The sequence below is a fragment of the Streptomyces sp. CA-210063 genome, from assembly GCF_024612015.1.
In the GTDB taxonomy this organism is placed as follows: Bacteria; Actinomycetota; Actinomycetes; order Streptomycetales; family Streptomycetaceae; genus Streptomyces.
The window spans coordinates 2,581,567-2,607,595 of sequence record NZ_CP102512.1 but is presented as its reverse complement, the minus strand read 5'-3'; the positions used below and the strand labels follow the sequence as shown (position 1 = coordinate 2,607,595).

At 71.0% G+C, this 26,029-nt stretch carries 18 protein-coding genes; 14 read left to right on the top strand and 4 right to left on the bottom strand.

All coding sequences use genetic code 11. The annotated features are described in order from the left end of the window. The first annotated feature begins 188 nt into the window (after positions 1–188). Positions 189–1,664 (top strand): DUF4153 domain-containing protein, encoded by a 1,476-nt coding sequence (locus tag JIX56_RS11255; RefSeq protein ID WP_257550813.1) that lies wholly within the window; start codon positions 189–191, stop codon positions 1,662–1,664. A gap of 74 nt (positions 1,665–1,738) precedes the next feature. Here JIX56_RS11255 and JIX56_RS11250 read toward each other — a convergent pair whose 3' ends face one another. After that, entirely contained in the window at positions 1,739–3,289 is a 1,551-nt protein-coding gene (locus tag JIX56_RS11250; RefSeq protein WP_257539780.1) for an MFS transporter, read from the bottom strand. A 171-nt stretch (positions 3,290–3,460) separates the two neighbouring features. Here JIX56_RS11250 and JIX56_RS11245 point away from each other — a divergent pair, with 171 nt between their 5' ends. The 3 genes from JIX56_RS11245 (at position 3,461) to JIX56_RS11235 (ending at position 5,542) form a co-directional block, all read left to right on the top strand. Continuing rightward, on the top strand, positions 3,461–4,084 hold the full coding sequence (locus tag JIX56_RS11245; RefSeq protein ID WP_257539778.1) for a TetR/AcrR family transcriptional regulator: 624 nt from the start codon (positions 3,461–3,463) through the stop codon (positions 4,082–4,084). Between the two features lie 82 nt (positions 4,085–4,166). Continuing rightward, the gene (locus JIX56_RS11240; protein WP_257539776.1) at positions 4,167–4,868 is read left to right on the top strand and encodes a ribonuclease HII; all 702 of its coding nucleotides are present in this window, start codon (positions 4,167–4,169) and stop codon (positions 4,866–4,868) included. A gap of 68 nt (positions 4,869–4,936) precedes the next feature. Continuing rightward, positions 4,937–5,542: a hypothetical protein gene (locus JIX56_RS11235; protein WP_257539774.1), complete on the top strand. Its 606-nt coding sequence runs from the start codon at positions 4,937–4,939 to the stop codon at positions 5,540–5,542. Positions 5,543–5,932: 390 nt separating this feature from the next. On the opposite strand, the gene JIX56_RS11230 is transcribed toward JIX56_RS11235, so the two are convergent. After that, the gene (locus JIX56_RS11230; RefSeq protein WP_257539773.1) at positions 5,933–6,559 is read right to left on the bottom strand and encodes a hypothetical protein; all 627 of its coding nucleotides are present in this window, start codon (positions 6,557–6,559) and stop codon (positions 5,933–5,935) included. A 258-nt stretch (positions 6,560–6,817) separates the two neighbouring features. Continuing rightward, positions 6,818–8,998 (bottom strand): RecQ family ATP-dependent DNA helicase, encoded by a 2,181-nt coding sequence (locus JIX56_RS11225; RefSeq protein ID WP_257539772.1) that lies wholly within the window; start codon positions 8,996–8,998, stop codon positions 6,818–6,820. Positions 8,999–9,131: 133 nt separating this feature from the next. Here JIX56_RS11225 and JIX56_RS11220 point away from each other — a divergent pair, with 133 nt between their 5' ends. The 7 genes from JIX56_RS11220 (at position 9,132) to JIX56_RS11190 (ending at position 20,688) form a co-directional block, all read left to right on the top strand. After that, positions 9,132–10,670, top strand: coding sequence for a DUF4192 domain-containing protein (locus JIX56_RS11220; protein WP_257539770.1), 1,539 nt, complete (start codon positions 9,132–9,134; stop codon positions 10,668–10,670). 380 nt (positions 10,671–11,050) lie between these two features. Further along, positions 11,051–13,267: a glycogen debranching N-terminal domain-containing protein gene (locus JIX56_RS11215; RefSeq protein WP_257539768.1), complete on the top strand. Its 2,217-nt coding sequence runs from the start codon at positions 11,051–11,053 to the stop codon at positions 13,265–13,267. Positions 13,268–13,418: 151 nt separating this feature from the next. After that, positions 13,419–14,177 (top strand): NUDIX hydrolase, encoded by a 759-nt coding sequence (locus JIX56_RS11210; protein ID WP_005481548.1) that lies wholly within the window; start codon positions 13,419–13,421, stop codon positions 14,175–14,177. Between the two features lie 83 nt (positions 14,178–14,260). Continuing rightward, entirely contained in the window at positions 14,261–16,426 is a 2,166-nt protein-coding gene (locus JIX56_RS11205; RefSeq protein ID WP_257539766.1) for an ABC transporter ATP-binding protein, read from the top strand. 185 nt (positions 16,427–16,611) lie between these two features. Continuing rightward, positions 16,612–17,499: a FadR/GntR family transcriptional regulator gene (locus JIX56_RS11200; protein ID WP_257539764.1), complete on the top strand. Its 888-nt coding sequence runs from the start codon at positions 16,612–16,614 to the stop codon at positions 17,497–17,499. A gap of 685 nt (positions 17,500–18,184) precedes the next feature. Beyond that, on the top strand, positions 18,185–19,729 hold the full coding sequence (locus JIX56_RS11195; RefSeq protein WP_257539763.1) for an RNA polymerase sigma factor: 1,545 nt from the start codon (positions 18,185–18,187) through the stop codon (positions 19,727–19,729). A 143-nt stretch (positions 19,730–19,872) separates the two neighbouring features. Beyond that, complete coding sequence (locus JIX56_RS11190; protein ID WP_257539761.1) at positions 19,873–20,688, top strand: S1 family peptidase; 816 nt, start codon at positions 19,873–19,875, stop codon at positions 20,686–20,688. Positions 20,689–20,821: 133 nt separating this feature from the next. On the opposite strand, the gene JIX56_RS11185 is transcribed toward JIX56_RS11190, so the two are convergent. Then, entirely contained in the window at positions 20,822–21,052 is a 231-nt protein-coding gene (locus JIX56_RS11185) for a DUF7455 domain-containing protein (protein WP_013000244.1), read from the bottom strand. Between the two features lie 479 nt (positions 21,053–21,531). Between JIX56_RS11185 and JIX56_RS11180 the strand changes: the two genes are divergently transcribed. The 3 genes from JIX56_RS11180 (at position 21,532) to JIX56_RS11170 (ending at position 25,975) form a co-directional block, all read left to right on the top strand. Next, positions 21,532–23,652: a DNA gyrase/topoisomerase IV subunit B gene (locus JIX56_RS11180; RefSeq protein WP_257539760.1), complete on the top strand. Its 2,121-nt coding sequence runs from the start codon at positions 21,532–21,534 to the stop codon at positions 23,650–23,652. A 194-nt stretch (positions 23,653–23,846) separates the two neighbouring features. Next, a complete protein-coding gene (locus JIX56_RS11175; RefSeq protein WP_257539758.1) occupies positions 23,847–24,386 on the top strand; it encodes a DUF485 domain-containing protein in 540 nt (179 codons plus the stop codon). Then, positions 24,383–25,975, top strand: coding sequence for a solute symporter family protein (locus tag JIX56_RS11170; RefSeq protein WP_257539756.1), 1,593 nt, complete (start codon positions 24,383–24,385; stop codon positions 25,973–25,975). The genes JIX56_RS11175 and JIX56_RS11170 overlap by 4 nt, the downstream gene beginning before the upstream one ends. The last annotated feature ends 54 nt before the right edge of the window (positions 25,976–26,029 follow it).

Here is a 26,029-nt window from a genome sequence, read left to right as displayed (position 1 = left end):
GAGGGGGTCCCATGTCCGACACACCGTCAACACCAACAGCACCGGAGCCCGAAGAGCCGGAGCCCAGGGCGCGGGCTTCGACCGATGAGGGCCGCTCGGGGGCGGCAGCGGCCACGGACGCCGTACCGGAGCGAAAGGCAGGAAGGCCCGAACGGATATCGGGCGGACCACCGCCTTCGGTGCCCGGCCTGATCGATTTCAGACCTGACGATCCCGCGCCGATTCGCACCGCGACCCTGTGGGCCGCCCTGGCCACCGGCGTGCTCAGCATGCTGCTGCTGGGCGAGGGACTGGCCGTCAACATAGTCGTCGTCGCCGTGCCCGCCACGCTCGCCGTGTACTTCGCCGGACGGAGGGCGGGGCGCCGCCCCCGCCCCTGGGCGCTCGTCTGGGGCGTCGGCGGGCTCGCCCTGCTGACCGTGCCCGCCCTGCGTGCCGCCGAGTGGCCCACGTTCTTCGCCGTCGTCACCGCCCTCGCGGCGGGCTCGCTCGCACTGCACGGCGGCCGTACCTGGCCCGCCGTCCTGCTCGGCCCGCTCGGTGTGTTCACCGCGCTGGTCACCGGCCCGGCCTGGGCCTGGCAGGGACTGCGCGAGCGGATCGGCGGCGACCGGGGCCGTCTGGCGCCGCTGCTGCGGGCGCTGGTCGTGGCCGCCGTCCTGCTCTTCGTCTTCGGAGCGCTGTTCGCCGGCGCCGACGCGGCCTTCGCGGACCTGCTCGGCGCTCTGGTGCCCGACATCTCCGTGTCCGACGGGCCCTGGCGGATCCTGCTCCTCGCGCTGGGGCTGTTCGGGACCCTCGCGGCGGCCCGTACGGCGGCCGCGCCCGCCCACTGGGACCGGGTCCAGGTGCCCGCCGGACGCGCCCGTGGGCGCGTCGAGTGGGCGCTCCCGCTGGTCGGGCTCGTGGCGCTCTTCGCCGTCTTCAACGCCGTCCAGCTCGCCGTGCTCTTCGGAGGCTACGACGCCGTCCTGCAGGAGACCGGCCAGACATACGCCCAGTACGCGCGCCAGGGGTTCTGGCAGCTGCTCATGGCCACGCTGCTCACCCTGTTGGTCATCGTGGTCGCCCTGCGCTGGGCCCCGCGCACTCGATCGAGTGACCGGACGCTCGTGCGGGGTGTCCTGGGAACCCTGTGCGCGCTGGCCCTCGTTGTCGTGGCATCCGCTGTGCGACGTATGGACATGTATGTGGAGGCCTATGGGCTGACGCGGCTGAGGATCTCGGTGCTGACCATGGAGCTCTGGCTCGGTCTGGTCATCGTGCTCATCATGGCTGCCGGGGTGTGGGGTGCCCGCTGGCTGCCCCGTGCCGTCGCGGCCGGCGCGGTCGCCGGAGTGCTCGCGTTCGGTCTCGTGTCGCCGGACGGGATGATCGCCGAGCGCAATGTCGAGCGGTATGAGACCACGGGCCGCTTCGACATCGAGTATGCGAGGGGGTTGTCCGCCGACGCCGTGCCCGCCCTGGACCGGCTGAAGGAGCCCATGCGGTCGTGCGCGCTGTGGGACATAGCCGCGGACCTGGAAGACCGGGCCAACAGCCCCTGGTACGCCACGAGCTGGGGAGAGGCCGAGGCCCGGCGCATCCTGGAGGAACGTCCGGTGTCGCCGGGAGCGAGCGGACCGGCGTGCGGAGTGCGCGAGGAGGAGGCGCTGTACCCCTGAGGAATCGCAGGGCGGCCGGACCCTGCCCCACCGCCTGTCTTCCGGGCGTGGTCCGGCCGTCCGCGGTCGCCCCGTCAGCCTCCGGCGGCGGGGCCGGCCGTACCGGAGAGGGCCTCCAGGTCGCTCTTGCGGACCCTGATCACCAATACGGCGGTGACGAGGGCGAGTACGGCCATCGCGACGGCCGGTATGAACGCCGTCGAGATGCCCTGGGCGAGCACTTCGTGACTCCAGGGGGCAGGCAGCTGCTGGGTCTTCGCGAACTCGGCCTTCTGTTCGTCCGTGGCCTGCGACATGAAGAGCCGCACCTGACTCTCCGCCTCGTCACGGCTGGCCGTACCGAAGACCGTGGTGAGGATGGACAGACCGAGCGAACCTCCCACCTGCTGTGTGACGTTGAGCAGACCGGACGCCGCGCCCGCCTCGTGCGGGGCGACCCCGGAGACCGCGGTCAGGGTGAGCGTCACGAAGTTCAGGCCCATGCCGAAGCCGAACAGCACCATCGGGCCCAGCACCCCGCCGACGTACGAGCTGTCGGGGTTGATGAAGGTCTGCCACGCCAGGCCGAGCACGACGATCGTCGAACCGGCCACCATGAACGGCTTGGGCCCGAGCACCGGCAGGAACCGCTGGGACAGACCGGCACCGGTGACGATCGCGACGGTCACCGGAAGGAAGGCCAGACCGGCCTCGATCGGCGTGTACTGCAGCACGTTCTGCACGAACAGCACGATGAAGAAGAACATCCCGAACATCGCCGCGGCCAGGCTCAGCATGATCACGTACGTGCCCGAGCGATTGCGGTCGGTGAACATCCTCAACGGTGTGATGGGCTCCTTGGCCCGCCTCTCGATGAAGCCGAACACCAGCAGCAGGATCACCGCCGCAGCGAAGGAACCGATGGTCAGGCTGTCGCGCCAGCCGTCCTCCGCCGCGCGGATGAACCCATAGACCAGCGAGGCCATACCGGCTGTCGAGGTGAGCGCGCCCGCGATGTCGAACCGCCCCGGGTGCCGCTCGGACTCGCTGATGTACATCGGCGTGAGCACGGCGATCAGCACACCGATGGGCACGTTGACGAACAGCACCCACCGCCAGTCGAGCCACTCGGTGAGCATGCCGCCCGCGAGCAGACCGATGGCGCCGCCACCGGCGGAGACCGCGGCGAAGACACCGAACGCCCGGTTCCGCTCGGGCCCTTCGGGGAATGTCGTGGTGATGAGTGCCAGCGAGGTGGGCGACGCGATCGCGCCACCGACGCCCTGGAGGGCGCGCGCCGCCAGCAACTGCCAGGGCTCCTGGGCGAATCCGCCGAGCAGCGAGGCGAGCGTGAAGACGAGAATTCCGGTCATGAACACACGGCGGCGGCCGAGGATGTCACCGGCCCGGCCGCCCAGGAGCAGCAGACCGCCGAAGGTCAGTGTGTAGGCGCTGACCACCCATGTCAGGTCGGTGGTGCTGAACTTGAGCGCGTCTTGAATGTGCGGGAGCGCGATGTTCACAATCGTCGCGTCGAGTACCACCATGAGTTGGCAGGCCGCGATGACGGTGAGTGCGATGCCGGGGCGCCCCTCCCGGCGGGCAGCTCCCGGCTTCTGATCCTGAATCAACGGAGAGGTTGTCACTATGGGTCCCCCACAAGTGCCTTAGTGAACGCTGGCGTTCACTGACGCGTCCACGGTAGTGAGTCCCCCTTAGTGAACGCAAGCGTTCACCAAAGTCGCCGCCATGGCCTGCGCCGCCCGTCCGCTTCCGCTTCTCGTATCCCCATCCCTCGGCTCAACGGAGAAACACAGATGGTCACTTCGCGCTGGACGGCCGCTCCCGCTCAGACGGCCTCCCCGCGTCGGCGCGGCGCCGTGCTCGAGCGCGCGATCCTCGATGCCGCGCTGGAGCAGCTCAGTACGGTCGGCTGGAGCGGTCTCACCATGGAGGGGGTCGCCGCGGGTGCCCAGACCGGCAAGGCGGCCGTCTACCGCCGCTGGCCCTCCAAGGAGGATCTCGTCGCGGACGCTCTCCAGGCCGGACTGCCTCGCTTCGAGGAGGCGCCCGACCGGGGCAGCGTGCGCGAGGATCTGCTGGAGCTGTGCCGGCAGGCGCGTGAGGCGATGTTCTCGCGCCCTGGGTTCGCGCTGCGTTCGGTGATTCACGAATGCGACACCATCCAGGCCGAGCGCTTCCATGGTGTGATCGTCGAGGGCGTCGTGGAGCCGACCGTCAAGCTCCTGCGGGAGGTCGTTGAGCGGGGAATTCGCCGGGGCGAGGTGCGGTCCGACGCGGCCAACGGCTATGTCTTCGACGCGATTCCGGCCATGATGATGTACCGCTCGAAGATGTGCGGCAGTGAATGGAGCGAGCGGGACATCGAGGAGATGATCGACCACTTGATGGTGCCGCTGCTGCGCCGACGGGACACCTGAGCCGGGTCTGCGGGGTGACTGAGGTTGCCCCGGGAAACCTGGGTGTCGTGTGGGGACGCGGGCGGCGTAGGCTAAGGGCGCCATGCCGTACGAACCACCTACTCACACCGTCGAGCGCTCCCTGCGCGCCACGACCGGAGCGAAGATCATTGCCGGTGTCGACGAGGTGGGGCGCGGAGCGTGGGCCGGCCCCGTCACCGTCTGCGCGGCGGTCACCGGACTGCGCCGACCGCCCGAGGGCCTCACCGACTCCAAGCTCCTGACGATCAAGCGACGCGAGACGCTCGCCGAGGAGCTGCTGAAGTGGGTGACGTCGCACGCCCTCGGTCACGCCTCTCCGGAGGAGATCGACGACCTGGGCATGACGGCCGCGCTGCGGCTGGCCGCCGTACGGGCTCTGGAGGCGCTTCCGGTGCGCCCCGACGCGGTCATCCTCGACGGCAAGCACGACTACCTCGGGTCGCCCTGGCGGGTGCGTACGGTGATCAAGGGCGACCAGTCCTGCGTCGCCGTGGCGGCGGCCTCGGTGATCGCCAAGGTTCAGCGCGACAAAATGATGGCCGAACTGGGTGTCGACCATGCAGACTTCGGTTTCGCGGCCAACGCCGGGTATCCGTCGCCTGTCCACAAGGCCGCGCTGGCGGAGCGGGGCCCCACCCCGTACCACCGGTTGTCGTGGGCGTATCTTGATGCGCTGCCCCAGTGGCGGCACCTCAAGAAGGCCCGTACCTGGGCGGACGGAAGCGTTCCGGAGATCGAGGGGCAACTCGGCTTCGATTTCTGACGGATTCGTTCGCACTCATGTGCCACCCGCCGACGCGAGTCGCATCGGCGTTTGATAAACATCAGCTCATGCCTCTCATTCCCGAGGAGCCTCAGATTCACGAGAGTGCCCAGGGCCCGCGTGCCACTCCGGCCAGCGGCCGGGTCGCGCCGACCCCCCGTCCCGTACCCGGTCCCCGTCCCGCGGCTCCGCCGCGGCCCGGTCGTCCGGGTCCTGCCCGGCCGGTGCCGGCCCAGCGCGCGGCGCACGCCGCGGCCAAGCCCGGGCCGTCCGCCCCTGCCGCCACCCCGCAGGTCCAGCTGATCCCGGCCTCGGCCGAGGGTGCGCTGGACGCCGCCGAGGAAGCCGTCGACCTGCTGCTGGATTCGGGCCGAGCCCCCGGCGACGTGCTGGTGATCACCACCGGCGAGTCGCATCCGTGGGCCGACCACGAGCTCTCCTTCGGCGAGGCCGCCTACTGGGCGCAGCATGACGCGGGCGACGACGTCTTCTACGCCGATGCGTCGGCCGTCGACCGGGCCGCGCCGCGTCCCGTGGTCGTGGTCGCCGTCAACGGCGGAACCGCTGCCGTCACCGCTGAGGCGCTGCCCAAGGCCCTCGGCCGGGCCCGGGCCCTGTTGATCGTGTGCGGCGACCCGCAGACGATCAACTCGGTGCTGGGCGCCGGAGTCTGAGCGACTGCGGACCTCGCCCCGGTCGGCCCGTCAGGGCTCACCGGGGGCCGTGCGTGCCCGGGGGCGACCAGGGCGTCATTGACGACCACACCCCGCGATGGGGCGCTTCGGCGTGCCTGCGGGGTGTTTCGGCATGTCAGGGGGCTCCGGGCGGGTGCCCATGGGCGACGGCGGGGCGTTTCGGCCGGGATCTGCGCGGCACTGACGCTTGTCGCATCGGATCCGGGCTGTTCGACCGCCGACTTAGGTCCTTGGGCCCGTGTTCGTCGAAGCAGGGATCGGTCTGGGCTCGCTACGCGCCGAGCGTCCCTGCTGGGCCTCCACCAGGCGGCAGTCGCGGACGTGCCCTTGGCCGCAGTCGGCAGCCGCAGCCGCCTGCGAGCAGGCGACTCAGCGTGCCGCGGCTCGGCGCAGTACCTCCGACGCGACGCCGCCGGTGCGTGGCATCGGCGGCGGTGCCAGGGCCGTGGCGAAGGGCTCCGCCGGTGAGTCCGCGTGGGGACGGCGGCCGCCGCGGCCCTCGCCGAGCACCTGCCAGCCGTCATGTGTCAGCGTGATGTACGCCCCGCAGCGCAGCCCGTGCAGTGTGCAGGCGTCCCGCAGCCCCCACATCCACGCCCCGTCCTCCTCGGTCCAACGCGCGTCGCCGTCACGGCAGTAGAGCAGCACGGCCGTACGGACCGGAGTGCGCCGACGCAGGTCGTGCGGAATGACCCGGCGCAACTGGGCGAGGAGCGCGTTGCGGAACATCCAGCCGTCGGCCGGGGCCGGACGCCGCACGAACGAGGCGCTCGCCGTCAGCCGCTCGTCCGGATCAAGGACGGCGATGACCGCCGTCGCGGGCCGGGGCTGATGCCGCGCGTGCAGCCCGCTGACAACCTCCCGGGGATTGCGCAGCAGCGGAATCCCGGCGGCTGCCCATTCCGCGGGCTCGAGCATCCGGTTGGCGGAAGCGGCGGACGGGTCGGCAGACGTCGACATGGAGGCCGCCGAGGACGGAGCGAATCCGAAGGTCACGATCCTCCCTTCGGCTACGCGCCCACACTGCGGGCGGGGGTCGGACTTGGGGGAGCGCACGCCGCAGCAAAAGCCCTACCGATTCACGGGTGGGCCGTACGGGGAGCGGACTCCAATTCTTCCTGGCGAACTTCGTTGCGGCAACGAGCAATTGGGGCCACTGGCGGTTTTGTGGCGATTCACCGCTTATATCCCTGCGCATAGGGCTCGTCGGCAACGCCCCGGTGGCACCGGGCTTACGTCCGGTCGACGGGTCGGTCATGCTCGGACGGCGAGAACGAGGGGCAACACCCCCTGTGCGCCCGCGCGCCGGAGTACGCGCGCGGCGACCGCGAGCGTCCAGCCGGTCTCGGTGGCGTCGTCGACGAGGAGCACGGGTCCGCCCGCCTCCTTGAGGGCGACGGACAGCTCGGGCGGCACGGTCAGAGCCCCGTCGAGCGCCTTGAGCCGTTGTGCGCTGTTGCTACGGGTGACCTGGGAAACCGCGCCGGTGTACGCCACCGATCCCAGCAGGGGCAGACGGCCGATCTCGGCGATCCTCGCGCCCAGGGAAGCGATCAGCTGCGGGCGGGAGCGGGACGCCATGGTGACGACACCGACCGGGCGGGGCTGGGCGTCGGCCTGCCCGGAGGCCCAGCCGCCGGGGCCCTTCGCCCAGTCGGTCAGCACGGCGACCACGGCATTCGCCACGTCGTCCGGAACCGGCGTGTCCGGGGCCTGGGCCGCGAGCATCGGCCGCAGCCGGTTGCCCCAGCCGATGTCCGAGAGCCGCCCCAACGCGCGCCCCGGCGCAGCCTGCTCACCGGCTGGAATGCGCCCCTTCAGATTGACCCCGACCGCGGGCAGCCCCGTCGGCCACATCTTGCGGGGCTCGACCTCGACACCTGCGCGCCCCAGCTCGCCGCGCGCCGCGTCCAGCGCCGCCGGGGAGACGGATTCCGTGAACCTGGGCTTGGTGCACGTGTCACAACGCCCGCACGGGGTGGCGTCCTCGTCGTCCAGTTGCCGTCGCAGGAACTCCATGCGGCAGCCCGGCGTCGTGACGTAGTCGCGCATGGCCTGCTGCTCGGCCGCACGCTGTTTGGCGACCCAGGCATAGCGCTCGGTGTCGTACGTCCAGGGAACGCCGGTGGAGATCCAGCCGCCCTGAACGCGTCGTACCGCACCGTCCACGTCGAGGACCTTGAGCATCGTCTCCAGCCGGGAGCGGCGGAGCTCCACCAGCGGTTCGAGCGCGGGGAGGGACAGCGGTCGCTCCGCGCCCGCGAGGACGTCCAGGGTGCGGCGGACCTGCTCCTCCGGAGGGAAGGCGACCGAGGCGAAGTACTCCCAGATCGCCTGGTCCTCCTTGCCGGGCAGCAGCAGCACCTCGGCGTGCTCGACACCACGACCGGCCCGGCCCACCTGCTGGTAGTAGGCGATGGGCGAGGACGGCGAGCCCAGGTGCACCACGAAGCCCAGGTCGGGCTTGTCGAAGCCCATGCCCAGAGCGGAGGTGGCGACCAGGGCCTTGACACGGTTGGCGAGCAGGTCCTCCTCGGCCTGCTGCCGGTCCGCGTTCTCCGTCTTCCCGGTGTACGACGTCACGGTGTGCCCGCACTGGCGCAGGAACGCGGTGACCTCCTCGGCGGCGGCCACGGTGAGCGTGTAGATGATGCCGGAGCCCGGCAGCTCGTCCAGGTGGTCGGCGAGCCAGGCCATCCGGTGGGCGGCGTCCGGCAGTTCGAGCACTCCGAGGCTCAGGCTCTCCCGGTCCAGTGGTCCGCGCAGAACCAGCGCGTCCGTGCCGCCGCCGGTACCCAGCTGCTCGGCCACGTCGGCCGTCACGCGCGCGTTGGCCGTCGCGGTGGTGGCCAGCACGGGAACCCCGGGCGGGAGGTCGGCCAGCATCGTGCGCAGTCGGCGGTAGTCGGGGCGGAAATCGTGCCCCCAGTCCGAGATGCAGTGCGCCTCGTCGACCACGAGCAGACCGGTCGCGGCCGCCAGCTCGGGCAGGACCTGGTCGCGGAAGTCCGGGTTGTTGAGCCGCTCGGGGCTGACCAGGAGCACGTCGACCGCGCCCGCGGTGACCTCCTGGCGGATCGTGTCCCACTCCTCCGTGTTCGATGAGTTGATGGTCCGCGCGTGGATTCCGGCGCGGGCGGCCGCCTCCACCTGGTTGCGCATGAGGGCGAGGAGCGGGGAGACGATGACGGTGGGCCCCGCGCCCCGCTCGCGCAGGAGCGCGGTCGCGACGAAGTACACCGCGGACTTGCCCCAGCCAGTGCGCTGCACCACCAGGGCTCTGCGTTTGTCGGCGACCAGTGCCTCGATGGCGTGCCACTGATCCTCGCGCAGCCGCGCCATGCCCGCCGGGGCACCGACGAGGCGGGTGAGCACGGTATCGGCGGCCGTACGCAGATCTTGGCGGTCCGTGGTGGGCAGGTCTTCGTCGCTCATGGCCCCATGCAACCCGATGCCTCGGACATCGCGCGAACGAGGAGGGCGAACTGTGGACAGTTTCTGACGTGATCATGGTCGGACTTATCCACAGGGCGAAGCGGAATTTCAAGATCCGCGAGATGGTCGCCGCATGACGAATCACAGCGAAGCAGCCGGGACCTCCGGCAACAGTGACATCGGCGGGCAGAACGGATGCGGGGGGAGCGGCGCCCCCTCCGCGTACCTGGGGCACGGCGCGGCCGCCGGACCTCCCGGCGAACAACAGGTCACCCTCCGCACACCGGCCGAGCTCGCCGACGCCTTGCCCTACCTGCTCGGATACCGCCCCGAGGACAGCATCGTCCTCGTCGCGCTGCACGACCGCGACGCCCGTGGACGGTTCGGCGGGCGCGCTCGGCTCGGCATCCCGGCCCAGACGGACGACTGGCCGTCCGTGGCCCAGCAGCTGGCACACGGCCTGGTGACCGGCAGCGAACGCCGAGGCGCCAAACCGGAGAGCATCGTCGCCTTCCTCTGCCAGGACCCGACGAGCCGTGAGTCGGCACGCGACGTCATGGAACGCCTGCGGCCACTGGCTCAGCTGCTGCGCAGGTCCTGCGGCAGCCTCGACGTCCCGGTGGTGGAGGCCCTGTGCATTTCCGACGGCCGCTTCTGGTCCTACTGCTGTCCAGGCAACGGGTGTTGCTCAGCCGACGGGGAAGCGATGGGGCTGCCGGGTACCTCAGTGCTGGCCGCCGCCGCGACCTACGCAGGCCTTCAAGTGCGCGGCACCCTGAAGGAGATGCGGGCCAGGATCCTGCCGTGGGAGACCGCGGCCGCGTTGCAGCAGGAGGTCGCTCTCGACGCTGCCCAGTCCGCCCTCATCCCGCGGATCCTGGACGCGGAGAGCCGGGCGGACGTGGCTGAGGAGACGCTCGCCGTGGCACAGCGTGTCATGGGGCGCTTGGCGGACACCCCGACTGTGTCCGGCAGGCTGGACGCGGACCTCCGCGACGACGAACTCGTCGGGCACGAAGACGCAGCCACCCTGATCCTCGGACTGCAGGACCGCGCCACCCGCGACCGCGCCGCCGAGTGGATGGAGGGCGACGAAGCCGGCCCGGCCCTCCGCCTCTGGCGTGCCCTGGCCCGGCGCTGTGTCGGCCCCTACGGCGAGCACGCCGCCGCCCCGCTCACTCTCGTGGGCTGGGTCGCCTGGTCCTCCGGCGACGAACTGGAGGCCCGCGAAGCCCTGGCCATGGCCCTCGCGGCAGACCCCGACTATCTCTTCGCCCGCCTCCTCCACCAGGCCTGCAATGAAGGCCTCGACCCCGAGTCCATTCGCCGTTGCCTGCGCGCGGAGCGCAGGGGACGCGACCTGACTACGGCCACTGCGGGCGCCGGCGCCGACAGCGAACCGAACCTCGCCGACCAGTCTCCCGGTGTGGAGTCGGCCACGGACCAGCCCTGCGTGGCCACCGGCTCCCGACGTCGGCGCAGGGCCCGCCCGGAAGGGAGCCCCGACGCCCGCGCCAGCAGGCGGTCCCCTGGCGCGACCCATGCCCGCCGCTCGCGTTCCGCCGACGGCGACTCACCCGCCCGTCGGCGGCAGGGGAAGGCAGACGGCGCGAGCGGCCGGGCACGGGTCCGCCGCGGTGGTGGGGCGCAAGCCACGGAGGGAAAGACGTGAGTGCACGGGGCCGGCTCAGGGCTCATGTGAACGTGTTGCCTCTGCTCTGTGCGCACCTGAGCGCGCTGTTCCACCTCTGGGTTCGCATGAGCGTGTCGCCCTCGCGCCGGTCTCACATCGACCCGCAGCGCCGATCCGGACACCATCCACCCGATCCCGATCCCGCCGCTCGCGGCTTCCCGATCACCCCGGTCACACCACCACGCCGCCATTCGGTCGGCTTCCCGGGGCGGAGGCGTGACCCGGAGCGGAGCCGTTCCGTTCACCTGTGTGGCGGTACCCGTGGCTTGGCCGCACCGCCGTATCACCCCGTCCCTCTCCGGCTCCCCACCTGGTGCCGAGCGCACCCCGCGCGCGCCGAACACAGAAGAAGCCGCCCCATGCCCCTGCCCTCCACGCCCGACGCCTACGACGACGTCCCGTACTTCCGCAGGTCCCCCCAGCCCTCCGCCCGAGCCCGTGGGGACGGCACCGGCGCTCCACGCACGGACCTCCGCGGTCCGACGCCCCGTCCAACGGGCTCACGCTCAGGCAGTCCGGGCGGCCCGGTCTCTCCCGCGACCGGCACGGGCGGCTCTCCGGGGCCGCCTCCCACAGGTACGGGAGGTCCTTCGGCCCCGCAGGCGCCGCCCGCTGCCCCGCGCCGCCCTGCGGAGCTGCCGCCGGCTCATGCCACGCTGATCTGTGTCGCCCTGCCGGGCCTCGCGATCTCGACGGAGCAGGGCCAGCTGACCGGCACCGGACTGGAGGGCTTCTACCGCGCGGGACGGCGCATGCTCTCGCGCTGCCAGGTGCGGGTGGCCGGACGGGAACCACTGGCCGTGCAGGCGCGGATGGTCACGGCCGACCGAGCCCGGTTCGTGGGGACGCTGCGCATGGCCGCGGACGCGGGGCCGGACCCGGACGTCATGGTCGAGCGCACGCGGTACGCGGACGGCACCGAGCGGATCACCCTGCACAGCACGGCTCGCCGTCCGCTGCGCGTGCCGGTCGAGGTGTCCCTGGGCACGGATCTCGCGGAACTGGGCGTCGTCGCCTCCGGCAGCGCCGGCCCGGAACTGCCCGCGAGTGTCCACGACTCCGGCCTCCGCTGGTCCTGCGCCAACGGGCACTCGACCGTGACCGCCCACCCTCCGCCCACCGATGCTCTGGCCTCTGCTGGACTGCTGCGCTGGGAGTTGGAACTACCACCCGGCGGCAGCCGGAGCGTGGAGCTGCGGGTGCGGCCGGACGGCGCGGGGCCCATCAGACCGGTGGGACGCGGCGCCACGAGCCCCCTCGCCCAGGTACAGGCCGCGGGCGACGACCCGGCGGCGCAGGTCCTGTTGCACACCTGCCTGGAGGACCTCGAGGCCCTGCTGCTGCGCGACCCGAAGAATCCCTCCGACACCCACCTCGCGGCGGGCGCGCCCTGGCGCTGCGGGATGGCTCCGGCCGACGCACTGGTCGCGGCCCGCATGACGCTGCCCCTCGGCACGCGCCTCGCCGCGGGCACCCTGCGCACCCTCGCCCGCACCCAGATCGCGGGCCCGGAGACACAGTCGGGCATGATCCCCGGCCCTCGCCGGGACGCGGGCCCGCATCTGCCACCGGGCTGCACCGGTACCGAGGCGACCCTGCTGTTCCCCGTGCTCCTCGCGGAGGCGCGGCGATGGGGACTCCCCGAGCAGGAGACCGAGGAGCTGCTGCCCGCCGCCGAGCGCTGCCTGCGGTGGCTGCTGGCCGCTGCCGCAAGCGGCACGTACCTGCCCGACCCGCGCCCCGGCGGCCCACTGCGCTGCGAGACCCAGGCACATGCCCACCGGGCCGCGCTGCTGGGCGCCGATCTCCTCGACACGTACGGCAGACCGGGCGGGGCCGAGTTGAGGGACTGGGCGAGCGAGCTGCGGACGCGGTTCGGGGCTGACTTCTGGGTCGAGGGCCGAGGGGGTGGCAGACCCGCGGCTGCCCGGACCCCGGACGGGCATCTCGTACCGCACCTGGGCGCCGGCGCCGCTCACCTCCTCGACACCGGGCTGCTCGGAGCGGGTGAGCAGGCCCCGGGACTTCTCGACAAGGTGCGAACAGAACAGCTCGCGCGACTGCTCGGCGGGCCCGCCATGGACTCGGGGTGGGGGCTGCGGAGCCTGGGTGCCAAGGAGGCGGCGTACAACCCGTTCGGCCATCGCAGTGGTGCCGTGCGTGTGCAGGATACGGCCGTCGCGGTCGCGGGGCTGGCGGCCGCCGGATACGAGAAGGAGGCGAGTTCGCTGCTGAGGGGGGTGCTGGCGGCGGCGGAGAGCTTCGGCCATCGGCTGCCCGAGATGTACGCGGGGGAGCAGCGCACGGCAGGGGGTGCCCCGTTGCCTCACCCGGCCGCCTGCAGACCGGCCGCGACGGCGGCGGCCGCTGGCGTCCTGTTGCTCACCACACTCGTCGGAATCCGCCCCGACGCTCCCGCTGGGACGGTGACGCTGCGGCCGGTGCGCAGTGCGCCGCTGGGCGAGATCGGTCTGACGGGACTGCGCGTCGCGGGCGCCCCGTTCGCCGTACGTGTCAGCCGGCTGGGGCTCGCCATGGTCGAGGAGGCGGCCGACGGGCTGCAGTTAGGAGTGTGACCTCGCGTGATGCGTGAGGGGACGATCGGCGGTGCTGAGCCCGGAGATCGGTGGTCGGTCCGTGAAGTCGATGTCGGACAGAAGTGGATCAAGTGGGGAAGCGACCGGCGAAGGGAGTGTTTATCGTCAGGCAGACGACTATGATCGCGGCATGCCCTACGACCCGTCGGACTACCCGCCCTTCGCTGTCACCGTGGACCTGGTCGTGCTGACCGTCCGTCGTCATGCGCTCTGCGCGCTGACGGTGCGGCGGGGCGAGCAGCCGTTCCAGGGGCGGTGGGCGCTGCCCGGCGGCTTCGTGCGGCCGGACGAGGACCTGTCGCAGGCCGCGGCGAGGGAGCTGGCCGAGGAGACCGGGCTGACCGCCCACGAACCGTCCGAGCCCGCGCAGGACAACGGAGCGCACCTGGAGCAGTTGGCGACCTACGGCGACCCCAAGCGCGACCCGCGGATGAGGGTCGTCAGCGTCGCCCACCTCGCCCTCGCCCCCGACCTGCCCGCACCCCGTCCGGGCGGCGATGCCAACAGTGCACGCTGGGCGCCCGTCGAGGAGTTGCTGGAGCAGGGCGGTTACGGGCGCGACGGCGAACCGGTGGCGCCGCTGGCCTTCGACCACGCGCAGATCCTCGCGGACGGGGTGGAGCGCGCCCGCTCCAAGATCGAGTACTCCTCGCTGGCCACGGCCTTCTGCCCGCCGGAGTTCACCGTCGGCGAGCTGCGGCGCGTCTACGAAGCGGTGTGGGGCGTGGCGCTGGATCCGCGCAACTTCCATCGCAAGGTGACGGGTACACCCGGCTTCCTGGTGCCCACCGGCGGCACCACCACACGGCAGGGCGGCCGTCCTGCCCAGTTGTTCCGCGCCGGCGGCGCCACCCTCCTCAACCCGCCGATGCTGCGCCCAGAGGTCTGACACCGCGAAGCCGGGGCCCGCGCGGCATCTTCGATGCCTCAAGGTGCCCGAAAAAACGGACATACCACGCTATCTTGCTTCAGGTGATCCAGGCCATCGGATTGACCAGCAATCCCCGCAAGGAGCTTCCGCCCGCCGTCGACGACGTGTCCTTCGAGGCGCACTCGGGCCGCGTCACCGCGCTCCTCGGCAATCCGGGAGCGGGCAAGTCGACAGTGCTGAAGCTCATGCTCGAACTCCAACACGGCCGCGGCATCACCTACTTCAGAGGCCGCCCCCTGCACCGCATCGCCCACCCCACGCGAGAAGTGGGGGTACTCCTCGGCGACGTGCCCGGCCACCCGGCCCGCACGGTCCGCGGTCATCTGCGCATGCTGTGCGCGGCCGCGGGGCTCCCCGCCCGGCGCGCCGACGAAGTCCTGGAGGTCGTGGGCCTGGTCAGCCTGCGCGAGGCACGGCTGAACACCCTCTCGCGGGGCATGGACCGCCGCCTCGGCCTCGCCTGCGCCCTGCTGGCCGACCCGCACACCCTCGTCCTGGACGAGCCCGCCGACGGGCTGTCCGTCCGCGAGGGCCGGTGGCTGCACGGGGTCATGCGTGCGCACGCCCACCAGGGCGGCACGGTCCTGTTCACCACCGACGACGCCAAGGAGGCCGCGCGGACCGCCGACCGGGTCCTCACCCTCGAACAGGGCAGGCTCGTCGCCGACCAGGAGGTCGCCGACTTCTCCCGCACCCGGCTCCGGCCCCGGGTCGCCATCCGCACCCCGCACGCCGCCCGGCTCGGGGCGCTGCTCACGAAGGAGGCCCGGACCGCACGGCGTTCCGTGGAGATCGTCCGAGAGGGGGGCAACCGGCTGTCGGTGTACGGCAGTACGTGCGCCGAGATCGGCGAGACCGCGTTCCGGCACGGCATCCTCGTACACCAACTGGCGGACGAGATCGGAGACATGGGACCCACGCCGTCGCTGATGCCGTCGCCCGCCGACGATGCCCCGGCATCGGCCGAGAGCGCTCATGGCTCGGCCCAGGCGGCTCAGGAGCCGGTCGAGAGGCATCAGGCGCCCGCTGACACGCCTCCGGCGGCCGTTGCCGGACCACGGACACCCGCTGACGACGCACCGGAGGTCAACACCGGGTCTGAGGCCGACCCCGAGTTCCGCGTCGGCCCCGGGCTTCACACCGACCCCGGGGTTGATGCCGAACCCGGGCTTCATGCCGACCCCGCGCCTCACCCCGCCTCCGAGCTCCACCCCGCCTCCGAGCTCCACGCCCACCCCGAGCTCCACGCCCACCCCGACCTTCACGTCGACACCGAGGTCCGCGCTCGCCCGGCGGCCCACGTCGACACCGAGGTCCGCGCTCGCCCGGCGGACCACGCCGACCCGGCGGCCCCTGCTCACGCCGTACCGCGCGCGGCACGGGCGTCCGATGAGGGTCCGCTGCCCGCGCTTCCGCCGCCCATCACCGTCCGCCCGGCACCGAGCCCGTTGCGTCCGCTGCGGTACGAGCTGCGTCGGGCGGGCGGAGTCGGGACGGCGTACGTCACCGCCGCAGCCGTACTCGTCACCTCCGCCCTCATGGCCGTCGTCCTGGCCACGATCGGGCACACCCCGCAGCCGCGGCTGCTGGCCGCCTGGCCGCGGGAACTTCCGCTGCCACCCGCCGCCATCGGCGCGGGGCTGCTCGGTGCGATCGCCTTCGGTGACGAGTTCCGCCACCCCGCCCTGGCCGCGGACCGCGGCACTGTCCCCCGTCGGCTGGGACTGCTTCTCGCGAAACTCCTCGTCGCGGCGGTCACAGCGCTGCTCCTGGCCTTCCTCACCGTCGGCTGCGACCTCGAAGTGCTCTATCTCGTCTACGGCTCGGAGCTCACCTCGGTTCCCGCCGACTGGCTCTCGCTCGGCGCGAGTTGGGTCGGTCTCGTCGTGGGGTGCGCGTGGGCGGGAGTGCTGGCGGCGGGGGTCTTCCGGTCCACGTCCGCGGGGCTCGCGGCCGTGGTCGCCGTGCCCCTCCTCGTCGTACCCGCGGTGCAGAAGGTGCTGGAGGGGCCGGCCGTGCGGAATGCGGCCGGGTTCCCGGTGCGGCTGCGTGAGCTCGTGCTGGTGCAGTGGCCGTTTGGCGGAGAACGCTATCTGGAGGCCGTGGCACGGGCGATCGCCCAACCCGTGGGCGGGGCACTGCTGTTGTCGCTGACCGCGCTGCTGGGCGCCTATGTGCTCACGAATCTGCGTGGCAGGGTCCGCTGATGATCGTCGTCATCCTTTCGTGCTCACCGTCCGTGCTCCCCCGTTGGCGCAATGCGCGCAACTCCTCGTAGAACGCCCATTTCTTTCCGATAAGGCGTCAATTGCGATGGGGTGAGCGATCACCCTTTCGTGTGCTTTTCACCAAAGACCTCAAGGGAGTTGGGAACGCAGCCGACAAAGGATGCGTGAGTACCCTTGCGCACACCATGATGACCGCCGCCCGCTCCGCCGAATCCGGCCTCGCAGGACCGGGCGAACTCGACCGCTACCCGTACGCAGAGTCCCCGGGTGTCGACCGCGTCGGCCTCCCCGCCTGGGACGGCGCGGACCCCGAGCTGGGGCGCGTCGGCCGCCGCGCAGCCGGGAGCCGCGGACGCGGGCTGCACGGCCAACTCGTCCAGCAGCTCGGCCAGATGATCGTCTCCGGCGACCTGGGCGCGGACCGCCCCCTCGTACCCGAGGAGATCGGCCAACGGTTCGAGGTCTCCCGGACCGTCGTCCGCGAATCCCTGCGTGTCCTGGAGGCGAAGGGCCTGGTCAGCGCCCGTCCCAACGTCGGCACGCGCGTACGGCCGGTCAGCGACTGGAACCTGCTCGACCCGGACATCATCGAATGGCGGGCCTTCGGCCCGCAGCGCGACAACCAGCGGCGAGAGCTCAGCGAGCTGCGCTGGACGATCGAGCCGCTCGCCGCCCGCCTCGCCGCCGGGCACGGCCGTGACGACGTACAGCAGCGCCTCGGCGACATGGTCGAGCTCATGGGTCACGCCATGGCACAGGGCGACCCGCTGACCTTCTCGCGTGCGGACGCCGAGTTCCACTCACTGCTTATCCAGCTCGCGGGCAACCGCATGCTGGAGCACCTCTCCGGGATCGTCTCGGCGGCCTTGCAGGTCTCCGGCAGCCCGGCCACCGGGTGTGACCGGCCGGGCGAGTCGACCCTGGTGCACCACGCCCGGATCGTCGAAGCCCTCGCCGCGGGCGACGGAGGGGCGGCCGAGGCGGCCATGCGTCAGCTGCTCACCGTCCACCCCGAGGTGGAGCGCGTGGTGCCCGCGCCGCGCGAGCACTGAGAGCGCTGAGTAGCGAGACAAGGGCGGCGCGGCCGGGATGCGAGTCCCGCCGCGGTATCGCTCGGCCGGCGAACCCGTGCCGCCGGACCCCATCGGATCCTCCCGGGATTCGGCGGGGTCCGGCGGCACGACGGACGGCGGGCGCCGTCCGGGGTGCGGCGGGACCGGCCCGGTTTGAAGGGCCGGTCCGTCTCGCCGATGTGATCCGTTTCGGCGGTGCGATTCGTCTCGGCGGTGCGATTCGCCTCGGCGGTGTGACCCGTCTCGCTGGAGTCGGTGGGACTCGGCGAGAGCGGTGACTCCCACGCGACAGGAGACCCCGGAGAGAACGGCGAATCTCGGTGAGGACGGTGATCCGCATTGAGGAGTTCGTTCGGGAATCGTCCGGGTACCCGCCCTAAGCAGTACCAGTTGTGGCCTTGATCGATTACCTCTGGCAGCATCTGACCGCTTTTGAGTGCTTACGGGGTGTGACTCGGGCCACGCAGATTGGGCGTAACGCTCGTGGGAACAGCGCGATGACCTAAGAGGTGACAGCCGCGGAGGGAATACGGACGCCGTTCACGGCGCTGTGCATCTTCCCGGCCCCCGCCCGCACCGTCGGCCCATTCCCAAGCCGGTGGTCGGCTCCTGTCCACAGTGGACGGGGCCGGAAGCCGTTTTCCAACGTTCCGAGAGGTTGTTCGTGTCGGCCAGCACATCCCGTACGCTCCCGCCGGAGATCGCCGAGTCCGTCTCTGTCATGGCGCTGATTGAGCGGGGAAAGGCTGAGGGGCAGATCGCCGGCGACGATGTGCGTCGGGCCTTCGAAGCTGACCAGATTCCGGCCACTCAGTGGAAGAACGTACTGCGCAGCCTCAACCAGATCCTCGAGGAAGAGGGTGTGACGCTGATGGTCAGTGCCGCGGAGCCCAAGCGCACCCGAAAGAGCGTCGCAGCGAAGAGTCCGGCCAAGCGCACCGCCACCAAGACGGTCGCGGCGAAGACGGTGACCACCAAGAAGGCCACTGCCACCGCCGCCCCCGCGGTGCCCGCGGCCGACGCCTCCGCCGAGGACGCCGCACCCGCCAAGAAGGCCGCCGCCAAGAAGGCGGTCGCCAAGAAGGCGGCCCCCGCCAAGAAGACCGTCGCCGCCAAGAAGACGGCGGCCAAGAAGACCACCGCCAAGAAGGACGACGCCGAGCTCGTCGACGAAGAGGTTCTCGAGGAGACCCCCGGCGGCAAGCCCGGCGAGGAGCCCGAGGGCACCGAGAATGCCGGCTTCGTGCTGTCCGACGACGACGAGGACGACGCGCCCGCCCAGCAGGTCGCCGCCGCCGGTGCCACCGCAGACCCGGTCAAGGACTACCTCAAGCAGATCGGCAAGGTCCCCCTGCTCAACGCCGAGCAGGAGGTCGAGCTCGCCAAGCGCATCGAGGCCGGTCTGTTCGCCGAGGACAAGCTGGCCAACGCCGACAAGCTCGCCCCCAAGCTCAAGCGCGAGCTGGAGATCATCGCCGAGGACGGCCGCCGCGCCAAGAACCACCTCCTGGAGGCCAACCTCCGTCTGGTGGTCTCCCTGGCCAAGCGCTACACCGGCCGCGGCATGCTCTTCCTGGACCTCATCCAGGAGGGCAACCTCGGTCTGATCCGCGCGGTCGAGAAGTTCGACTACACCAAGGGCTACAAGTTCTCCACGTACGCCACCTGGTGGATCCGTCAGGCGATCACCCGCGCGATGGCCGACCAGGCCCGCACCATCCGTATCCCGGTGCACATGGTCGAGGTCATCAACAAGCTCGCGCGTGTCCAGCGCCAGATGCTCCAGGACCTGGGCCGCGAGCCCACGCCGGAGGAGCTGGCCAAGGAGCTCGACATGACCCCCGAGAAGGTCATCGAGGTCCAGAAGTACGGCCGTGAGCCCATCTCGCTGCACACCCCCCTGGGCGAGGACGGCGACAGCGAGTTCGGTGACCTCATCGAGGACTCCGAGGCCGTCGTCCCGGCCGACGCGGTCAGCTTCACGCTCCTGCAGGAACAGCTGCACTCCGTCCTCGACACGCTCTCCGAGCGCGAGGCCGGCGTCGTCTCCATGCGCTTCGGTCTCACCGACGGTCAGCCGAAGACCCTCGACGAGATCGGCAAGGTGTACGGCGTCACGCGTGAGCGCATCCGTCAGATCGAGTCCAAGACGATGTCGAAGCTGCGTCACCCGTCCCGCTCGCAGGTCCTGCGCGACTACCTGGACTAGTAGCACGGCTTCGCCCGCGCGTCAGTCGTGAAGGCCCGGTTCCCTCGAAGGGAGCCGGGCCTTCGGCGCGTGCGCGGCATGCGGAAGCCGATCTGGTAGATCACTCTGGGTGTGCCATCCAAGTCCCAGAGTGAGGAGCGCGCATGCGTCGATCCTTCGCCCGACTGCTGGCCATCGCGGCCACCACGGCCGTCATACCGCTGGTATCACCGCCGCCGGCGACGGCCGAGGTCGTCATCGGCGGTCTTCCGGTCGAGATCTCCCAGGCCCCCTGGACGGTGGCGCTGTCCAGCCGTGACCGGTTCGGGGGTACGCGGGCCGGGCAGTTCTGCGGCGGTGTCGTGGTCGGCCGCTCGACGGTCCTGACCGCCGCCCACTGCCTCAGCGAAGACGTCCTGGGAGGGCCCCCGGAACGGATCCCCGATCTGAAGGTCATCACAGGCCGCGCCGAGCTCCAGTCGACCGAGGGCATCGAGGTCCCGGTGAGCGGCACCTGGGTCAACCCGGAGTACGACGCCTATACGAACGCCGGCGACTTCGCGGTGGTGACCCTCGCCTCACCGCTGCCCGAGAGCTCCGTCATCGGGTTGGCGGGGGCCGGTGACACGGCCTACGTGCCGGGCACGCCGGCCGCGGTCTACGGCTGGGGGGACACCACCGGCGCCGGCGACTACGCGCAGACTCTGCGGGCCGCGCCGGTGAAGGTGATGGCCGACGCCGTCTGTGAGAGGGCCTATCCGGGCAGTGCGGAAGGCAGATACCTGTCCGGCTCCATGGTGTGCGCCGGGGAGCAGAACGGCGGCCGGGACGCCTGCCAGGGGGACAGCGGAGGGCCGCTGGTCGCCCAGGGGAAGCTGATCGGGCTCGTGTCATGGGGCAGCGGCTGCGGGCTCGCCGGCAGCCCCGGCGTCTATACCAAGGGCTCGTACGTGGCCGGGGTGCTGGCGGGGAGCCGCTGAGGCGACGTGCGCCCATGCGGCCGGGTGTCACGTCGGGTGCGGTACGAGAGCGGGCGGCCACTCCCTGTGTGCGGGGGTGGCCGCCCGATCACCGGCCTTGAGCCGGTGGCGGCTCGTCGTCAGGTGCGAAGCGTCAGCGCTCGTCCTCTTCTGCGGTCGCGGGGGCGGCCGTGAGCCGCTCCGTCTCGTCCTGTATCTCCGCGGCGATCTTCTTGAGCTCCGGCTCGAACTTGCGGCCGTGGTGGGCGCAGAACAGCAGCTCTCCACCGCTCAGCAGGACGACGCGCAGGTAGGCCTGGGCGCCGCAGCGGTCGCATCGGTCAGCGGCCGTCAGCGGGGTCGCGGGGGTCAGAACAGTAGTCACGTCGCCTCTTCTCTAGCTCGACGAGCTGTCGTACCAGGGTCAACATCCAACCAGGCCGAAAACGTTCCCGCTCGCGGCTTTAACTCGAAAAAATCTTTCCGGGCCGGCTGTCTGCTGCCGGTTGGCGGCGAATGAGCCGTAGTGCGTGTCTTCGTGTCGTACGGGTTCGCGCTGTCTGTCGGGTGGTCGCTCGGTGGTTCTGGTGGTTGGTCTTTCGGTTGTACGGTCCTCCCGGCTGGGTTGCCGGTTGTTCATGAGGACGTGCCCGGAGCCTAAATGGTTCATGCCTCGAAGGGAACGTGATATGTACTTCACCCCATCGAGGGATCGAACATGCATACGACCCTGGACTACTCTGAGTTTCCGGCGAGGGTAGCGGTACAACGGCTCTACCAGGCCTCGGTACCCTCGGACCGGCAACAGAGCCCGGCCCCTTACCCAAAAGGGCCTCACCTGAAATTCAGCGAGGAGCGAACCGCGTGACCGCCGATACGTCCGTGCCGTCCACAGCGCTGCTGACCGGAGCAGACCGGGACGGTTCCAACTACACCGCGCGGCACCTGCTCGTCCTCGAGGGGCTCGAGGCCGTGCGGAAGCGCCCTGGCATGTACATCGGCTCGACCGACAGTCGAGGCCTGATGCACTGCCTGTGGGAGATCATCGACAACTCCGTGGATGAGGCCCTCGGGGGCTACTGCGACCACATCGAGGTGATCCTCCACGACGACGCCTCCGTCGAGGTGCGGGACAACGGCCGCGGCATCCCGGTCGACGTCGAGCCCAAGACCGGCCTGTCCGGCGTCGAGGTCGTCATGACCAAGCTGCACGCCGGCGGCAAGTTCGGCGGCGGCTCGTATGCGGCCTCCGGCGGTCTGCACGGCGTGGGTGCCTCCGTGGTGAACGCGCTCTCCGCCCGCCTGGACGTCGAGGTCGACCGCAGCGGCAGCACCCACGCCATCAGCTTCCGGCGTGGCGTCCCCGGCGCCTTCGCGGGGGACGGCCCGGACGCCAAGTTCGAGACCGGCAGCCTGCGCAAGGGCAAGCGGGTCCCCAAGACGCGGACCGGCACGCGGGTGCGCTACTGGGCCGACCGCCAGATCTTCCTCAAGGACGCCAAGCTCTCGCTGGAGCATCTGCATCAGCGCGCCCGGCAGACCGCCTTCCTCGTGCCCGGCCTGACGATCGTCGTCCGTGACGAGTTCGGCCTCGGCGAGGGCGGCAGCAAGGGCGAGGAGTCGTTCCGCTTCGACGGCGGCATCAGCGAGTTCTGCGAGTACCTGGCTTCCGACAAGCCCGTCTGCGACGTCCTCCGCTTCTCCGGGCAGGGCACCTTCAAGGAGACCGTGCCCGTCCTGGACGAGCACGGCCAGATGACGCCCACCCAGGTCACCCGCGAGCTCGGTGTCGACGTCGCCATGCGCTGGGGCACCGGCTACGACACGACCCTCAAGTCGTTCGTGAACATCATCGCCACCCCCAAGGGCGGCACCCACGTCGCGGGCTTCGAGCAGGCCGTGGCGGGCACCATGAACGAGGTGCTGCGCGCCAAGAAGATGCTGCGCGTCGCCGAGGACGACATCGTCAAGGACGACGCCCTCGAAGGCCTCACCGCCGTCGTCACCGTGCGTCTGGCCGAGCCGCAGTTCGAGGGTCAGACCAAGGAGGTCCTCGGTACCTCCGCGGCGCGGCGCATCGTGGCGCAGGTGATCTCCAAGGAGCTCAAGGCGTTCCTGACGTCCACGAAGCGGGACGCCGCGGCTCAGGCGCGGGTCGTCATGGAGAAGGCCGTCGCGGCCGCCCGTACGCGTATCGCCGCACGTCAGCACAAGGACGCGCAGCGCCGCAAGACGGCCCTGGAGTCCTCGACCCTGCCCGCCAAGCTCGCCGACTGCCGCAGCGACGACGTCGAGCGCAGCGAGCTGTTCATCGTCGAGGGTGACTCCGCGCTCGGCACGGCGAAGCTCGCGCGGAACTCCGAGTTCCAGGCGCTGCTGCCGATCCGGGGCAAGATCCTCAACGTCCAGAAGTCGTCCGTGACGGACATGCTCAAGAACGCCGAGTGCGGCGCGATCATCCAGGTCATAGGGGCTGGATCCGGGCGTACGTTCGATATCGACGCGGCCCGGTACGGCAAGATCATCATGATGACCGACGCGGATGTGGACGGCTCCCACATCCGCTGTCTGCTGCTCACGCTCTTGCAGCGCTACATGCGGCCCATGGTCGAGGCGGGACGTGTTTTCGCCGCCGTGCCGCCGCTGCACCGGATCGAGCTGGTCCAGCCCAAGAAGGGGCAGGACAAGTACGTCTACACGTACTCGGACCGTGAGCTGCGCGACAAGCTGCTGGAGTTCCAGAGCAAGGGTGTCCGCTACAAGGACTCCATCCAGCGCTACAAGGGTCTCGGCGAGATGGACGCGGACCAGCTGGCGGAGACGACGATGGATCCGAGGCACCGCACGCTGCGGCGGATCAACCTCTCGGACCTGGAGGCGGCTGAGCAGGTGTTCGACCTCCTGATGGGGAACGACGTCGCGCCGCGCAAGGAGTTCATCTCCAGCTCGGCGGCCACGTTGGACCGGTCACGCATCGACGCGTAGCCGCTGCGCTGGGCTGGGCCGGGGCGCCTTCGGTTGTTGTGGGTCGGGGGCACGCCACGCCCCCTTCTCGCCGTACGCGGGTGCATCACCGTCGGGCCGCTCAGGTGCGGGAGGCCGGCCGGTTCTTCACCTGATGGGGTGAAGAATGGTGAAGAGGTGAGTCGGGGGTCTTTCCGTTCTGACCATGCTTGGGCATGCAGTCAAGCACCGGCCGTCCTCGCCGACGCGAGGGCGGTTCTGAGAGCCCGGTTGAGCGACACGAGGGGCCTGGCCCCGCCAGCGCGGACACGCGGTTCGACGATCCCTGGTACGACGCGCTGGCGTCCGGCTGGGGGGAGTCGGACGGGGCGGGCGGGCCGGTCCCGGTCGTGGCCGATGAGCGGGAGAACCGGGGCGGGGACGCGGCGGACGTCTATCTGGAGGTCCGGCGGAGCGCGGCCTTCCAGGAGGTGCGCAGGCGGTATCGCAGGTTCGTGATCCCCGGCGTCGCCCTCTTCTTCAGCTGGTATGTGGGATACGTCGTGACGGCGACCACCGCACCGGGGCTGATGGCACGGCCGGTGGCGGGCGCGGTGAACGTGGCGATGCTGGCGGGACTCGGGCAGTTCCTCACGACGTTCCTGTTCACCTGGGCGTACGCACGGCACGCGAGGCTGCGCCGGGACCGGGCCGCGCTCGATCTGCGCTGGGACACCCAGGAGTTGACGCGCGGCGCCAGAGGGTGCGAGCGGTGACCGGCGACCATCAGACGCCGGCGCTGCTGCTGTTCAGCGGGTTCGTGGCGGTCACGTTGGGGATCACGACGTGGGTGAGCCGCAACCGGCGTGGCTCGGCGGAGGAGTTCTACGCAGGCGGGCGGCTGTTCTCGCCCATGGAGAATGGTTTTGCCATCGCGGGCGACTACATGTCCGCGGCTTCCTTCCTCGGTATCTCCGGCCTCATCGCGCTCTTCGGGTACGACGGGCTGCTCTACTCGGTGGGTTTCCTGGTGGCCTGGCTCGTTGTGCTGTTCCTGGTGGCCGAACTGGTGCGCAACTGCGGGCGGTTCACGCTCGCCGACGTGGTCGCGGCGCGCATGAGCGAGCGGCCGGTGCGGATCGCGACGGGAACCTCCTCGGTGACCGTGTCCGTTCTGTATCTGGTGGCGCAGATGGTGGGAGCGGGCACCCTCGTCGCGCTGCTGCTGGGAGGCGACGGCGAGGCGGCGCAGGCCTGGACGGTCATCGGCGTCGGCGCGCTCATGGTCGTCTATGTGTCGTTGGGAGGGATGCGGGCCACCACCTGGATTCAGATCGTGAAGGCGGTCCTGCTGATGGGCGGGGCGATCGCGCTGACCGTGCTCGTACTGGTGCGGTTCCACGGCGACTTCGACCAGTTGCTGCGGGCGGCGGCCGATCGCAGTGGACACGGGGGCGCGTTCCTCGCGCCCGGACTGAAGTACGGCGGGGACTGGAGCGCGCGCTTCGACTTCATCAGCCTCGGACTCGCCCTGGTGCTGGGCACGGCCGGGCTGCCGCACATCCTGTCGCGCTTCTACACGGTGCCCACCGCGCTGGCCGCACGCCGCTCGGTGGTCTGGGCGATCGGCCTCATCGGCGGCTTCTACCTGATGACGATCGTGCTGGGCTTCGGCGCGGCCGCGATCGTCGGCCCCGAGGCCGTACGGGGCTCCAACGCGGCCGGGAACACCGCGGTGCCGCTGCTGGCCCTCGATCTGGGCGGTGGCGCGGACTCCACAGGAGGAACGGTTCTGTTCGCGATCGTCGCCGCCATCGCCTTCGCCACGATCCTCGCGGTCGTCGCCGGCATCACCCTCGCGTCGTCGGCTTCCGTCGCCCATGACCTGTACGCGTCGCTGCGGCGCAAGCGGTCGAAGCCGCGCTGCGAGGTGGCCGTCGCGCGGACCGCCGCGGTCGGGATCGGCATGGTCGCGATCGCGCTCGGGCTGCTCGCCCGGGACCTGAACGTGGCCTTCCTCGTGGGACTGGCCTTCGCGGTCGCCGCCTCCGCCAACCTGCCCGTGCTGCTGTACTCGCTGTTCTGGCGGAACTTCACCACCCGGGGCGCGGTGTGGTCCGTGTACGGCGGCCTGGTCCCCTCCGTGGTCCTCGTGCTGCTGTCGCCGGTGGTCTCGGGGAGCGCCGACTCGCTGTTTCCCGGCGTCGACTTCCAGTTCTTCCCCTTGCAGAACCCGGGCCTCGTCTCCATCCCCCTGGGCTTCCTCGCGGGCTGGCTCGGCTCGGTCACCTCGGCCGAGCCGCCGGACGAGGCGAAGTACGCGGAGACCGAGGTGCGGTCGCTGACGGGCGCCGGGGCGGTGTGACGGCCCGGGGCGCATTCAGGGGCGCACAGGATTCAAGAGGGCGTATCGGAGGCG

What these genes read in the sequence shown, in the direction of transcription:
- JIX56_RS11210 (WP_005481548.1), top strand. Translation starts at nt 13,419, where the DNA reads ATGCCCTACGACCCGTCGGACTACCCGCCCTTCGCTGTCACCGTGGAC.
- JIX56_RS11220 (WP_257539770.1), top strand. Translation starts at nt 9,132, where the DNA reads ATGACGAATCACAGCGAAGCAGCCGGGACCTCCGGCAACAGTGACATC.
- JIX56_RS11235 (WP_257539774.1), top strand. Translation starts at nt 4,937, where the DNA reads ATGCCTCTCATTCCCGAGGAGCCTCAGATTCACGAGAGTGCCCAGGGC.
- JIX56_RS11225 (WP_257539772.1), bottom strand. Translation starts at nt 8,998, where the DNA reads ATGAGCGACGAAGACCTGCCCACCACGGACCGCCAAGATCTGCGTACG.
- JIX56_RS11215 (WP_257539768.1), top strand. Translation starts at nt 11,051, where the DNA reads ATGCCCCTGCCCTCCACGCCCGACGCCTACGACGACGTCCCGTACTTC.
- JIX56_RS11175 (WP_257539758.1), top strand. Translation starts at nt 23,847, where the DNA reads ATGCAGTCAAGCACCGGCCGTCCTCGCCGACGCGAGGGCGGTTCTGAG.
- JIX56_RS11245 (WP_257539778.1), top strand. Translation starts at nt 3,461, where the DNA reads ATGGTCACTTCGCGCTGGACGGCCGCTCCCGCTCAGACGGCCTCCCCG.
- JIX56_RS11190 (WP_257539761.1), top strand. Translation starts at nt 19,873, where the DNA reads ATGCGTCGATCCTTCGCCCGACTGCTGGCCATCGCGGCCACCACGGCC.
- JIX56_RS11240 (WP_257539776.1), top strand. Translation starts at nt 4,167, where the DNA reads ATGCCGTACGAACCACCTACTCACACCGTCGAGCGCTCCCTGCGCGCC.